10 protein-coding genes are annotated in these 12,607 nt (G+C 65.6%); 7 read left to right on the top strand and 3 right to left on the bottom strand.

Going from position 1 to position 12,607, the window contains the following annotated elements:
* The first annotated feature begins 2 nt into the window (after positions 1-2).
* Complete coding sequence (gene hpnH / locus HG800_RS18350; RefSeq protein WP_169978113.1) at positions 3-1,007, top strand: adenosyl-hopene transferase HpnH; 1,005 nt, start codon at positions 3-5, stop codon at positions 1,005-1,007.
* A 56-nt stretch (positions 1,008-1,063) separates the two neighbouring features.
* Here the strand turns inward: hpnH and HG800_RS18345 are convergent, their stop codons facing one another.
* Positions 1,064-1,879 carry a DUF4058 family protein gene (locus tag HG800_RS18345; protein WP_169978111.1) on the bottom strand — a complete coding sequence of 272 codons (816 nt, stop codon included), beginning with the start codon at positions 1,877-1,879 and terminating at the stop codon, positions 1,064-1,066.
* 87 nt (positions 1,880-1,966) lie between these two features.
* On the opposite strand from HG800_RS18345, the gene asnB reads away from it, so the two are divergent.
* From asnB to HG800_RS18330, 3 genes are all read left to right on the top strand, one after another.
* The gene (gene asnB / locus HG800_RS18340; protein ID WP_169978108.1) at positions 1,967-3,934 is read left to right on the top strand and encodes an asparagine synthase (glutamine-hydrolyzing); all 1,968 of its coding nucleotides are present in this window, start codon (positions 1,967-1,969) and stop codon (positions 3,932-3,934) included.
* 47 nt (positions 3,935-3,981) lie between these two features.
* Complete coding sequence (locus tag HG800_RS18335; protein ID WP_169978106.1) at positions 3,982-5,364, top strand: lactate racemase domain-containing protein; 1,383 nt, start codon at positions 3,982-3,984, stop codon at positions 5,362-5,364.
* 95 nt (positions 5,365-5,459) lie between these two features.
* On the top strand, positions 5,460-5,843 hold the full coding sequence (locus HG800_RS18330; protein WP_169978104.1) for a hypothetical protein: 384 nt from the start codon (positions 5,460-5,462) through the stop codon (positions 5,841-5,843).
* A 143-nt stretch (positions 5,844-5,986) separates the two neighbouring features.
* Here the strand turns inward: HG800_RS18330 and HG800_RS18325 are convergent, their stop codons facing one another.
* Positions 5,987-6,985, bottom strand: a complete 999-nt coding sequence (locus HG800_RS18325) for a DUF1559 domain-containing protein (protein ID WP_169978102.1) — start codon at positions 6,983-6,985, stop codon at positions 5,987-5,989.
* 444 nt (positions 6,986-7,429) lie between these two features.
* Between HG800_RS18325 and HG800_RS18320 the strand changes: the two genes are divergently transcribed.
* Positions 7,430-8,782 carry a HEAT repeat domain-containing protein gene (locus HG800_RS18320; RefSeq protein ID WP_169978100.1) on the top strand — a complete coding sequence of 451 codons (1,353 nt, stop codon included), beginning with the start codon at positions 7,430-7,432 and terminating at the stop codon, positions 8,780-8,782.
* Between the two features lie 62 nt (positions 8,783-8,844).
* Here the strand turns inward: HG800_RS18320 and HG800_RS18315 are convergent, their stop codons facing one another.
* Positions 8,845-9,801: a DUF1559 domain-containing protein gene (locus HG800_RS18315; protein WP_235963777.1), complete on the bottom strand. Its 957-nt coding sequence runs from the start codon at positions 9,799-9,801 to the stop codon at positions 8,845-8,847.
* Positions 9,802-10,201: 400 nt separating this feature from the next.
* On the opposite strand from HG800_RS18315, the gene HG800_RS18310 reads away from it, so the two are divergent.
* Both HG800_RS18310 and rtcA read left to right on the top strand, forming a co-directional pair.
* Positions 10,202-11,158, top strand: coding sequence for a hypothetical protein (locus HG800_RS18310; protein ID WP_169978098.1), 957 nt, complete (start codon positions 10,202-10,204; stop codon positions 11,156-11,158).
* A gap of 105 nt (positions 11,159-11,263) precedes the next feature.
* Entirely contained in the window at positions 11,264-12,562 is a 1,299-nt protein-coding gene (rtcA, locus tag HG800_RS18305) for an RNA 3'-terminal phosphate cyclase (protein ID WP_169978096.1), read from the top strand.
* Positions 12,563-12,607 lie beyond the last annotated feature (45 nt).

Raw genomic sequence — 12,607 nt, 5'->3', positions numbered from 1 at the left:
TCATGCGATACCCCTTCGGATTCACCCTGGCCCAGGCCAAGCACCGCAACCGCATGGAACGCGCCGGGATCGATCGCTACCCGACCGTCCTGATGCTCGAACCGCTTTACACCTGCAACCTCGCCTGCATCGGCTGCTCGACCGAACGCTACACCGGCAAGCTCAAGGACCGCATGACCGTCGCGCAGTGCCTCAAGGCCGTCGACGACTGCGGGGCCCCGATCGTCAACATCTGCGGCGGCGAGCCGACCCTCTACCCCGAACTGAAAGAGCTGATCGACGAGCTGATCGCCCGCAAGAAATACATCATCATCTGCACCAATGCCCTCCGCCTGCACGATAAGTTCTACGGCATCATCCCGCCGAGCGATCACCTGTTTCTGATGATCCACCTCGACGGCATGCGCGAAACCCATGATTACATCACCAAGCGCGCCGGCGTTTTCGACGCCGCCATCAACGCCATTCGACAGGGTAAGGATCTAGGATATACTCTTTACTTGAACACCACCGTCTACAAGCAAACCGATGTGGCCGAAGTGGAAGAACTGTGCAAACTCGTCGATGAACTCAAAGCCAAAGGAATCTTGATCTCACCCGGATACGAATATGAAAGCGTCGACGCCGACGTCTTCCTGACCAAGGAGCAGATTCACGAGAAGTTCCAGGCCATCCGCGAATTTTCGAAGAAGTACAAGGTCAGCGCCACCCCGGCCTTCCTCGAATTCGCCGCTGGACTTCGAGAGCTGCCCTGTGCCCCCTGGTCGACCGTCAACTACACCCCGAAAGGCTGGAAAGCCCCCTGCTACCTGATCGAAGGCGAGGGCTACTACGACGACTGGAACGAGTTCTGGCAAACCACCGACTGGGCCTACTGGGAAAGCCGCCAGGACCGCCGCTGCCAGAACTGCAAGATGCACTCCGGATTCGAACACAGCGCCGTCACCGAAGCCATGAAAACCATCAAAGGCACCGTCCAGCTCGCCGCCTGGTCCCTGGGCGGCTGATATGAGGATCGTGGAAAACTGATGTTTTGATCAATAATCGGGGCCTTGGAAACCGCTCATTTCCGCAGGCCCCGCTCGCGGAGCAAAAGGTCGACCCACTCGGCGTCGGCCCTGGTCAGGGGAGGAACCGGATCATTCCCGTAGTCGATCCGGCGGGCATAAGCCCCGAGGTCATAACAGCGATCGAGCATCGGTTGCAGGTCGAGCACCAGATCAGGATCCTCGTCGAGCAACGGCACGGCAATCCGAGGGAGTCGATCCCGGATCGTCCTGGCCCAGACCTCGAACCGAATGCGCCGCGTCGACCGGTTCAGGCTCACGAGGTAATCGTAAATCCCTCGCCGAGCCAGCGCATCCCGGGGGGCCGCCACGGTATGCTCTCCCGACCGGAGTAGATCGATCTCGATCAGGTGCGCCGGGCTCTTGAGAATCTCGTCCTGCTTGGCCAGATACGCCTCGCGGCCGGTCGTCCCCGACGCCTTGTTCGACGGGCTGAGCAGCTCGATCACCGTCACGACCCGAGCCGGCTCCCGAGCCGGTAAAATCTCAATAAACCCTTCCCGGATCGGTTCCAGCGGCGTTTCCAGCACCCAGGGTTCATCCAGCACCGCCACCCCGGCCGACGACGCCCCCCCCCCGGGGTTGCCCCAGCCCCTCCCCCCCGGTGATGATCGTTCGTAAACCGCCGCGTCGGGGATGATCGACCGATTCGGCTCATCGATGTACAACCGCTCGTTCAGATTGGCCACGTAACGCTCGGGCAGCCGTTCGTTGAGCGTCCCCCACACAAACGTCATGAACGCCTGATGCACCCCCGGCCAGAGGGCCTTCTCTTCCAGGTAAGGGTCCATTCCAGGAAATGGGCCAGGCATGAGGCATCCTCCGTTTCGATCCCGATCGACGAGCAAGCTCGGCACACCAACACCCCTGTCCATTCTACCCAAAGATCGGTGAACGCGATGTGCGGCATTTGCGGGGCAGCCTGGACACGCTCGGGAACCGGCCCGACCGACGCGCAGCTCGGGGCAATGATTTCCCGCCTCGAACACCGAGGGCCCGACGACCTGGGAGCCTTCCGAGACGCGCACGCCGCCCTCGGGTTCCGCCGCCTCTCCATCCTCGACTTGCCCGGCGGCCACCAACCGATGAGTAACGAGGATGGAACCATTCATGTCGCCTTTAATGGAGAGATCTACAACTTTTCCGAACTCCGCAACCGCCTCGAAGCCCGAGGGCACACCCTCCGATCGGCCGGCGACTCCGAGGTCATCAGCCATCTCTACGAGGACGAAGGCCCCGGCTTTGCTCGCTTGCTCCGCGGCATGTTCGCCATCGCCGTTTGGGACGCCCCCCGGAGGCGACTCATCCTGACCCGCGACCGCCTCGGCCAGAAACCGCTCGTCTACCGCACCGAGGCCGACCGCATCCTCTTCGCCAGCGAGTTGAAAGCCCTGCTCTGCCTGCCCGAAGCGGACCTCCCTCGCAAGATCGACCCCCTCTCACTCGATCGCTATCTCACCTATGGATATATCCCCCATCCCCGGACAATCCTTCAGGGGGTTCACAAGCTTCCGCCGGCCCACACGCTCGTCTGGCACGACGGCCACCTGAAACTCCATCGTTACTGGGAACCCGACTGGAACCGCGAAACCGTTCGGCCGATCGAGCAGGATATCGAGCACCTCCGCGCTACCCTTTCCGACGCCGTCCGCGAGCAAATGGCCGCCGATGTTCCCCTCGGCGCCTTCCTCTCCGGTGGCATCGACTCGACGATCATCGTCGGCCTGATGCAGCAGCACGCGACCCATCGCGTGAAAACATTCTCTATCGGATTCGATGACCCTGCGTTCGATGAATCCTCGTATGCGCGGATGGCTGCCGAGTTCCTCGGGACCGAGCACCACGCATTCAACGTCAAGCCCGAGGCGTGGGAAACGTTGCCGGGCCTGGCCTGGCACTTCGACGAGCCGTTCGCCGATAGCTCGGCCCTGCCCACCTGGCATGTCTCCCGGATGACCCGAGAGCATGTGACCGTCGCCCTGACCGGAGACGCCGGCGACGAGCTCTTCGGCGGCTACGACCGTTATCGAGGGATCGCCCTGGCCGAAGCCGTGGCGAAACTGCCCGGCGGAATCGGCCGATGGCTCGGCGGGCCGGTCGCCCGGACCCTCCCGGCGTCAAGCCGCGCCAAGACGAAACTCCGGGCCGCGAAACGGTGGCTTGAAGCCGTCGGCCTTTCCCCAACGGCTCGATACCTCCGCTGGATGACCAGCTTCGACGAAGAAACGCGAGCCGGCCTGTATTCCGACGACTTCCTCGACACGCTCACCCAGGCCGCCTCGCGAGAACCCGACGAGGCCGATCCCGCGCTCGTCCTCGACCGGACGCTCGGGGTCGCGTCGGACCGCGACCCGGTGACACAGGCAATGGTTGCGGATCTTCTCACCTATTTGCCCGGCGATCTTCTCACCAAGGTCGACATCGCCAGCATGGCCCACGGGCTCGAGTGCCGGGGGCCGTTTCTCGACCATCGGGTCGTCGAGCTGGCCCTGGCCATGCCGCTCGACCGCAAGCTCCGCCTCCGCAAAGGGCGATCGAAGGTTATTCTCAAGCGAGCGTTCGCCGATTTGATCCCGTCACCGATCCGGACTCGCTCGAAGATGGGCTTCGGCGTTCCGATCGACCGCTGGTTCCGTGGCGAACTCCGCGACGAACTTCGTGCTGTGCTCCTCGACCCGGTCAGCCTTGGCCGCGGCCTCTTCCGGCCCGAAGCGGTCGATCGGATGATCTCCGAGCACGGCGACGGCCGCCGCGACCACGCCTATCGCCTCTGGGCCTTGCTCATGCTCGAACTCTGGTTCCGGCACCATCTCGACCCCTCGCCAACGAACCAGAACCGCCCCATTTCGTTTGAGAAAACCTCTTAAGAAATATCATTCATTTACATTCTCACTGTTTCTAGGACCTCTCCATCATGTCGTCCGTCGTTGCAATTCCCTGGGGAGATGAGCCACCGCTGGAACTGAGGCTTCCGGACGGCTGGCCTGATCCGGACGTGATTCAGCCCATGCTCGACGGGGCAATCGCGGATTACCGTGCGGCCCTGACCACGGCGCTGGATGCTCCGCTGGGAGGCATCGATCCGATCGAAGAACAGGTCGGGCCGAGGTCCACCGTCGCCATCGTCGTGGATGATCCGTCACGCTGGACGCCGGTTCGGGAAGCACTGCCGATCGTCCTTGAGCGACTCCGAGCCAGAGGAGTTTCCCAAAAGGACATCAGCATCAGTGTTGGCGTTGGCCGACATCACGCGGTGGATGCCGAGGCCATGACGCGCAGGGTCGGTGACGAGGTGGCCGCCTCGTACTCGTGTTTCAGTCCTCCGGTCGATGACCTGTCTCAGTATGAGGATCTCGGGACGACCGACGACGGCATCCCGGTGCGCGTCTTCCGACCTGTTGCGCAGGCAGATCTTCGAATTTTGATTGGCTCGGTCTTACCGCATCTCCAGGCAGGGTTCGGCGGAGGATATAAACTGATCTTCCCAGGAACAAGCCATCGCTCGACTCTGGGAGCGATTCACCGGGTCGGACTCGGGGGAGACGCCGGAGCCTTGCTCGGCTCGACGGCCGAGGCAAACCCGATGCGACGGGCGATTCGAGGGGCAGCGAGCAGGCTCGGCCCCTGCGTGTCGCTCAGCCACGTGCTCGGGCCGCCGGGACAGGTCTTCCAGGTGGCGAGCGGGCACCCCGACGCCGTGCAGGATCACCTCGCCGCCGAGGTCGCCCGACGCTACCGAGCCCCCGATGCCGAACCCGCCGACGTGGTGATCGCCGGCAACGCTCCCTGGCCGGGTGATCCGATGCAGAGCTTCAAGGTCCTGCTCAACCACCGATCCGCCTGCCGGAGCGGCGGGGCGCTCGTTGGCTTCTTCTGGACGAATCCGGCAGAGATCGACCGTTCCTTTCCTATGCCCGCCATGCGGGCCATCGCCGCGACGGGGGCACCGGGAGGACTCGTGATGCGTCGCGGCCTGGCGATGGCCGATCGCCTGGTGGCAGCCTCGGGCAGCGCCGCCTCGTTCATGGTCCGATGGGCTCGGGAGCTGGTCGTCGATCGCGATGTTCTGGTCTATGCTCCTCCTTTGCGCGATCGGATCGGCCCCCGGCTCGGGCCGATCCGGCTCTACTCCGACCCGGCAGAGCTGCGGAATCGGCTGGAAATCCTCGCACGATCGGCCGGCACGCCCTCGCCTCGCGTGCGGATCTTCCCGAGCGGGGGCCTGACCTACTGCCCGGCCCGCTCGGCCGCCGACACCAAGGAGGGCGTCCACTCACAGGGCAAAAATCGCAGATAAACTCGCTTGTTTTCCCGAAAGATCTTTGCGACGATTGATGTTCGACATGCCCCGGCATCGGTGCCGGGCGATCCGGATCAGCGAGAGGAACACCCATGCGAGTCCCGAATCGACGATGGATCCAGTTGGCGTCGGCCGCCCTCGTTGGGGGAGTGGTCATCGGCTGCGGGTCGGGGAAGCCGCCGGTCGAGACGTCAACGACCGAGGCGACGGTCACCGGCACGGTCACGATCCACGGCAAGACGCCCAAGCAGGGGCGGATCGTCTTCGACGCGTCCAACCACCTGAGAAAGGACGTGCCGCTTCGCGACGCGCCGATCGGCCCGGACGGCACCTATACGATCACGACGGTGATCGGCGGCAACCGGATCCGGGTCGAGTCGCCCGAGACAATGAGCAATCGCGAGCTTGCCGACACCGAGGACTATCTCGAGGTCCAGCCCGGCGAGAACCGGAAGGACATCAGCCTGCCGATGTGAACATGGCCCGCATCCCTCCGGCAAGGCAAGCCAAAGGCCGGAGGGTGGCGGGGCAAGTGGAGCCCCGGGCGATCTGATCCGATCCACGGCGAGATGCTCGAAATCGGATGGGATCGGATCAAATCGCGGCCGTTGGGATCGGGTCAGAACTGGTCGGCCGAGACGACCTCGCCGCCGTTGCGGGAGCCGATGGCCCACCAGACCTCGATGTTGACCGTGTTCTTGACGGCTCGGACCGTACCATCGCCGAAGAGAATATTGACAATGCCCGGGTGACGGCTGCTGGCGGTCTGGGCTCCGTTGCCGTTGTTGCCCCCGGCGTCGGTGCACGACCAGGTGTTGGGCGCCATCACGTGGTTATATCGGCTGGATTGCGGGTTGCCCATGTGCCAGTGCGAGCCGACCGGCCGGCCACTGCCCAGGGTGATGCCCGGAAGCCTCGGGTCCGAGACCCTGCACGCCTCCCAGTACGGGCCGGGCACGTCCATTCGGGTTGCGGCGGGGACGCGGGCGATCGTGGCCGTCGGCGTGGTGAAGTCGATCACCTGATTGTTGCCGGAGCCAATGCCCATGACACGCTCGCTGTGGAAGGCGGTGTTGCTGGTGCCGTCTCGGATGTCGGCCATGCGGATCACCGGCATCTCGGGGACCGCGCCGAAGGGGCCGTTGGGCCGGATGCCATTCCAGGCGAAGAGGATGGGGAGCGAGCCGGCATTCGCGTGGTAGCTGTTCGGGCCGGAGGGCCAGGTCAGTCGGTTCTCGTCCGACGGGCAGATCACCGTGTTGAGGCGCGTGAAGGTCGCCGTCGTGTTAGCCGGGTGGCCCGTGCAGCCCCAGCTGAAGGTGAAGTTGATGGCGTTGAAGACCTGCACCTGCTCCATGTAGGGGAGCATAAAGGTGATGTGGTTCCAGTCGTTGCAGCCGAGGGGCCCCTGGCCCCAGGGGAAGGCGCCGACGGTGTCGTGATAGTTGTGCGCGGCGATGCCAATCTGCTTCAGATTGTTCACGCACTGGGCCCGACGGGCCGCCTCGCGGGCACTCTGGACCGCCGGCAGCAGCAGGGCGATCAGGACGCCGATGATGGCAATGACCACCAGCAACTCGATCAACGTGAAGCCGGATCGATGACGAGACAGGCGCATGGATACCTCGCGATTCGATGATGAGACGAGTTCATGATGCACAAGAGCGTGGATCCGACGTGCACGACGGCTGTCCCTCGAACCGGAAGCCGGTCGCTCCCTGGCCCGGGGTGGGCGCGGGGCGACCGTCTCCCTCGACGGCTCGCGGGCCTGGAGGGCACGAAATCGGATCGCGGGCCGGGACAACCCCGGACCCTGGACGCTGAAACGCACGAATCCCGACAACATACTCGGCCGAGTAATCACGAACGTGATCAATCGGCCCATCAACGTGATGCGAAATCTGCAATGGAGGAGTATGATCGGTGTCTCTTGATAAGGCAACGGGAAAGTCAACAAAAAAATGTTAAACCAGAACAGCTTTCCCGAAGGCTTGATTTTGCAAGGACATGCGGGCGTCGATCGCAAGTGACAGGTGAGATCGAGCAGTGGGGGTTCAATCGAATGAAGATCCGAGGAAGCGAAGGACACGGGGCGGCCGGGCCGCGATGGGTCGTCAAGGGCCTCAGCGGGACGCTGCTCCTGCTGCTGATGTCCCCGGGATGCGGGCCGTCGGATCCGGCCTCGAAGGGGCTGGGAGGGTTGTCGGCCGGCAATCCCGAGTCGAGGAGGGAGGCCGCCGCCGCGATGGGGTACTGGGACGACTCCGGCGAGGCGGCGAAGGCCGTCGGGCCCCTGGCCTCGGCACTGGCCAACGACGAGGATGCCGGGGTCCGCGCCGCCTCGGCCCGGTCGCTCGGTCAGCTCATCCGGCGGCATCGCATAGCGGACGTCGGGGAGGCGGTCGCGGCCCTGACCACCGGCATGAATGACCCGGATCCGGAGGTCCGGCATGCCTCGGCCGTGGCCATGTTCGGCATCGGCGAGCGTCCCGAAGGAATCGCACCGGCCCTGGTCGCCGCCCTGAGAAGCAGTACCATGTCCGTCCGTGACGACGCCGACGTGGCGCTGTCGGAGCTGCCGATCACCGACCCCGAACATCTCGAAACCATGCTCCTCGGGCTCGATGACGAATCGGAGGTCGTTCGGCGGGCCTCACAGATGGGTCTGACCATGGCGCCGCTGGACCTCGATCCCGAATCCGGGGCCGAGGCCGTGACCAGGGCCATGGACCGGGACGACGATCCAGAAGACCGCGCGCTGCTGGCAGCGGTGCTCGGCCGGTTCCCGAGCACGACCTCGACAGCCCGAGAGACGCTGATCGCGGCGCTTGCAGACGCCCCGGAGGGCGAGGTCCGGGCCGCCGCTGCGACTGCGCTGCGCCCGTTCGCGGCCGACGATCCGGGTGCCGCCGAGGCCCTTCGAACCGCAACGGCCGAGGACGATGCAAAGGACGTCCGCGTGGCCTCGGCCGCGGCGCTGGCCGATCCGTCCCGGTCGACCGAGGAGGCACGCCAGACCTTGCTCGACGCGATCAAGGCCGGCGTTTCCGACGAGACGCAGAGCGCCGAACTGGCCGAGGCGATCGCGTCGGAGGAGGGTGAGGGAGCGTCTCTCCTGATCGAGAGACTCGCCTCCGACGATCCGATGATTCGAGCCTTCTCGGCCCGGGGGCTCGGTGTCGTCTCGCCAAGGACTGAAGGCGCCCGAGAGGCGATCACGGCCCTGATCGCCACGCTCGACGACCCGGAGGCCGAGGTCCGCATCGCCTCGGCCGACGCCCTGAGCCGGTTCGGCCCAGCGGCGATTTCGGCCTCGTCGGCCCTTGCTCGGCTGGCTGAGGGCGATCAGGACCTCCGCGTTTCGGCTCATGCCGCCGCGGCCATCCCGATCGTCGACCCGCCGCCGACCCGGTAACACCCGTCGCAGACGACGGCGCCCGCTCCTCGGCCCGCGCCCCCCGTCGTCCCGGGTTCGACTCAGAAGGAGCCGGCGGAGATCACCTCGCCGCCGGCCCGAGTGCCGAGCCCGTTCCAGACCGGGATCGCCACCGTACTGCTCACGAACCGCACCGAGCCGTCGGCCAGAAGCAGGTTGACGCCGCCCGGGTGGCGGCTTCGAGCGGCACCGTCGAGGGCGAGCAGATTCCACTCGGCATTCGACGCGTCGCCGAAGGGGTTGCCGGTGCGGCAGTCGGGGCTGGGGTCGTTGGGGGGGCGGTGATGGCTATACATCGTGTGATTCGGCGCGGCGTAAATCCAGCGATTGCCTCGGGCTCTCGGCAGACCGGGATGATGCGGCGCACAGGTTTCCTCATACGAGACGAGCGGAGCGTCGACAACCTCAACCACCCAGTTCGACCGAACGCCGTCGCCTCGGAATAACTCGCTGAGCATTGCCGTTTGTGACGAGCCGTCCCGGAGGTCGGCCCATCGCACGCGGGAGTTCTCGAAGAAGAGACCGTTATTCTCAATCACCGAATGGCGCGTACCGACGTTGATCTGATAGTTCAGGGGAGACTGTTCCTCCCGGTCAAAGAGCGAGGGGGTATCGCTCGGGCACAGATAGGCCGCCACCCGAGTCCGCCGGGCGGTGTCGTTCTCCAGAAAGCCGATGCCACGATCGGCGTTCAGGTCGAAGTTGATCGCGTTGAACAGCGGCCCGTGATCAAGCTGAGGAAGCATTTGTGCAAACGTGGAGAAGACCAGGCCGAGGCCATCCACCTGGCTGCGAACTCGTCCTGGAGGCAACGTCCGGTGCACACTCTGGTAGCTGTGCAGGGCGATGCCAAGCTGCTTCAGGTTGTTGGCACACTGGGCACGTCGGGCGGCCTCTCGGGCCGATTGCACGGCGGGCAAAAGCAAGGCGATCAACACGCCGATGATGGCGATAACCACCAGCAGCTCGATCAGGGTAAAGCCGGGGCAACGCGCCAATCTCAGGCTCGGCGATTGCCAGCGCCCTGAAGCGTCGCGCACGCGTTGACGCCGAACAGACCTCGACCGGACGCAGAGTTGGGCGGGCATCGTCACCCCGAGAGGCAGGTGAGGGTTCATCGAAACGCTTGCCGGGGAGAGGATGCCTTCGGCGCTGCACATTACGTCATTAACTTTAGCCGATGGCACCGGCCCCGGCCAGAAGCGTTCTCCGATCTGTCCGCGAAGCTCCCCCCGAAGGTCGCGATTGACAGGACAAGGCAGGTTGCCTAGAGTCCGCAAATCGCGAGACGCCGGGGATGGACCGGGCGTTCCGGGCCTTGTGGATCGAGCCGGGTCGAGCCGAACCGAGCCGAGCCGTCCGCACTGCCAGAATCACCGAGCGGAAAGGACTCCGCCGATGGATCGCAACCTCTGGGCTCTGGCCTGTTCGACGATCGCCGCGGTGTCGATGGCCGTCGGCTGTTCTCTGATCAAGTCGCCGGCCGAGACGGATCGCTCGGGCGTGTCGCTGGGCGGGATGGGCAACGATCAGCTGGTCGACCTGCTCGCACCTCGTCGCATTGCCCTGAAGGTGATGATCGCCACGCGGCCGATCGACGATCCGGAGCTGCGAGAGATCGTCTGGACGGCGGCCGACGAGCATGTCATTCCCCCCGAGCAGCGGCAGCGGCTGGAAGCCAACGGCTTGCGGGTGGCGGTCGTCGATACCGTTTTTCCTCCCGAAATCGAGGAGATGCTCAGCCCCGAGGCTCCCGTCGGGCAGCGAATCGACCCGACCATCGTGGCCGTGCCCGATGGTCATGCCACGCCGATCATGCTCGGCCCGGACGAGGCGGCCCCGCACAAGACCCTCTTTCTGAGTCTTGGCAACGGCGCGGTCGGTCGAGACTACGAGTTGGTCCGAGGGGCCATGCGGGTTTCGGCCTCGCAGGCCGACGGCGGCATGGCGATGCGGGTGGTGCCGGAGATTCACCACGGCTCAGACCAGATGCGCTACGCCCCGGCCGAGAACCTCGGGCCTTTCGAGCCCGAGCAGTTCATCATGCGGGAAGGGAAGCAAGAAGAAAGCTTCCGGGATCTGACCGCCAAGCTCACGCTTGAGCCGGAGCAGGTGCTCATTCTCGGCTGCTGGCCCGACCGGCCGGGAAGCCTCGGGCACTTCCTCTTTACCAAGCCCGAGCCCAAGAGCGACCGATTGCTTCAGACGGTCGTGTTCATCTGGGCCGCCGCAACCGGCCCAACCGAGATTCCCTGGGTCGAGCCCATCACCCCTCCCAGTAATCTCCGCCGCGTCGATCCGACTGAACTCGGCGTCGGGAACGGCAACGCCAGCGGATCGGCCCGCCAGGAGTAACCTCCCGGCGGCGGCTCATCGCGTCATCGGTGGTCGCAGACCACCTCAATCCCCTTCGGCCTCGGCACGACCGATTGCGAACCGGATGACCAGGGAGCGCATCGAATGGAATGGACGCCGACTCCGACCGGGGATGACGACGCGGCGATCGGGCCGGCCCGGCGCTGGCGGTCGCACGCGGGGCATGGACCGACCGTTGGGCCCCATCGCCTGACCGCGAGCCGAAGGAGCGGCCCGGCCCCGCCCCCGCTTCCGAGGTTTGCCCCGATGGACAGCACCCACGATCACGACTCGCCCCCCTCGCCGAAGCCCTCCGACGACTTCCCGATCCGGTCCTCCTCGAACCGCTTGGTCGAACTGGACGGCGCCGATGGGGAAGGGGGCGGGCAGATCCTTCGAACCGCCCTGACGCTGGCGATGCTCACCGGCCGACCCTTCCGGATTTCCCGGATCCGGGCCAATCGCGACCGACCGGGCCTGCGACCGCAGCACCGATCGGCCGTGATGGCCGCTGCGAAGCTCTCGGGGGCGACCGTGCAAGGAGCGGCCGTCGGCTCGCAGGCCCTGACCTTTCGCCCCCGTCCGTTCGAGCCGGCCGACCTGGACATCGATATCGGCACGGCGGGGTCTACCTGCCTCGTCCTGCAAACACTGGCCTTGCCCATCGCCTTGCGCGCCGATCGTGGCGTCCGGGTGTCGTTGACCGGCGGCACCTTCAACCTGAAGGCCCCCTCCTTTCCGTTCCTCGACCGGACCTGGAGGGCGTACCTCAAGCTCATGGGACTCGACCTCGCCCTGGCGATGCCCGAGGCCGGCTTCTACCCGCAGGGCGGCGGGAGGCTCGACGCCTGGATCGAACACGGGAACCCTCGGCCCTTGATCGCCGAGAGCCGGGGGGCTCTCCTGAGGATCTCGGGGGTCGCCGGGGCCTGCAAGCTGGGGTCGCGACGGGTGGCCGACCGGATGCGAGACCGTGCCGTCGCCTTGCTGAACGAGGCAGGCATCGACGCCGAGATCGCCATCGACCTGGCCGAGTGGTCTGGCCCGGCTCCGGGAGCCGCCCTCGCCCTGGTGCTTGAACACGACGGCGACACCCCGCCGAGTACGTTCGTCGGCCTCGGTGCCCGCGGGAAACCGGCCGAGGAGGTCGCCGCCGAGGCCGTGGCCGAGCTGCTCGACCATTTGCACGCGCCCGGCCAGGGGGCGGTTGATGCCCATAGCGCCGATCAGCTCGTGCTACCGCTCGCCCTGGCCGAAGGCCGGAGCCTCTACACCGTTTCCCACGTCACCGAGCACCTGCGAACCAACATTCGGACCGTCGCCGCGTTTCTCGATCGTCGGATCACCCTCGACGAGCCCGACGACGGCCCTGGTCGGGTCGTCATCGGCGATCGCGGGTCCTGATCGACCGGCTCACCCTTGCCGGAACCAAGGAATGGGCCCCCTCTT

The sequence above is a fragment of the Tautonia rosea genome (assembly GCF_012958305.1).
Lineage (GTDB): Bacteria > Planctomycetota > Planctomycetia > Isosphaerales > Isosphaeraceae > Tautonia > Tautonia rosea.
The sequence above is the reverse complement of the archived record's forward strand: the minus strand, read 5'-3'. Positions and strand labels throughout refer to the sequence as shown.

Coding starts and splice junctions, on each gene's coding strand:
- HG800_RS18325 (WP_169978102.1), bottom strand. CDS start 6,985: ATGCGCCTGTCTCGTCATCGATCCGGCTTCACGTTGATCGAGTTGCTG.
- HG800_RS18345 (WP_169978111.1), bottom strand. CDS start 1,879: ATGCCTGGCCCATTTCCTGGAATGGACCCTTACCTGGAAGAGAAGGCC.
- hpnH (WP_169978113.1), top strand. CDS start 3: ATGCGATACCCCTTCGGATTCACCCTGGCCCAGGCCAAGCACCGCAAC.
- HG800_RS18330 (WP_169978104.1), top strand. CDS start 5,460: ATGCGAGTCCCGAATCGACGATGGATCCAGTTGGCGTCGGCCGCCCTC.
- HG800_RS18320 (WP_169978100.1), top strand. CDS start 7,430: ATGAAGATCCGAGGAAGCGAAGGACACGGGGCGGCCGGGCCGCGATGG.
- HG800_RS18335 (WP_169978106.1), top strand. CDS start 3,982: ATGTCGTCCGTCGTTGCAATTCCCTGGGGAGATGAGCCACCGCTGGAA.
- rtcA (WP_169978096.1), top strand. CDS start 11,264: ATGGAATGGACGCCGACTCCGACCGGGGATGACGACGCGGCGATCGGG.
- asnB (WP_169978108.1), top strand. CDS start 1,967: ATGTGCGGCATTTGCGGGGCAGCCTGGACACGCTCGGGAACCGGCCCG.
- HG800_RS18310 (WP_169978098.1), top strand. CDS start 10,202: ATGGATCGCAACCTCTGGGCTCTGGCCTGTTCGACGATCGCCGCGGTG.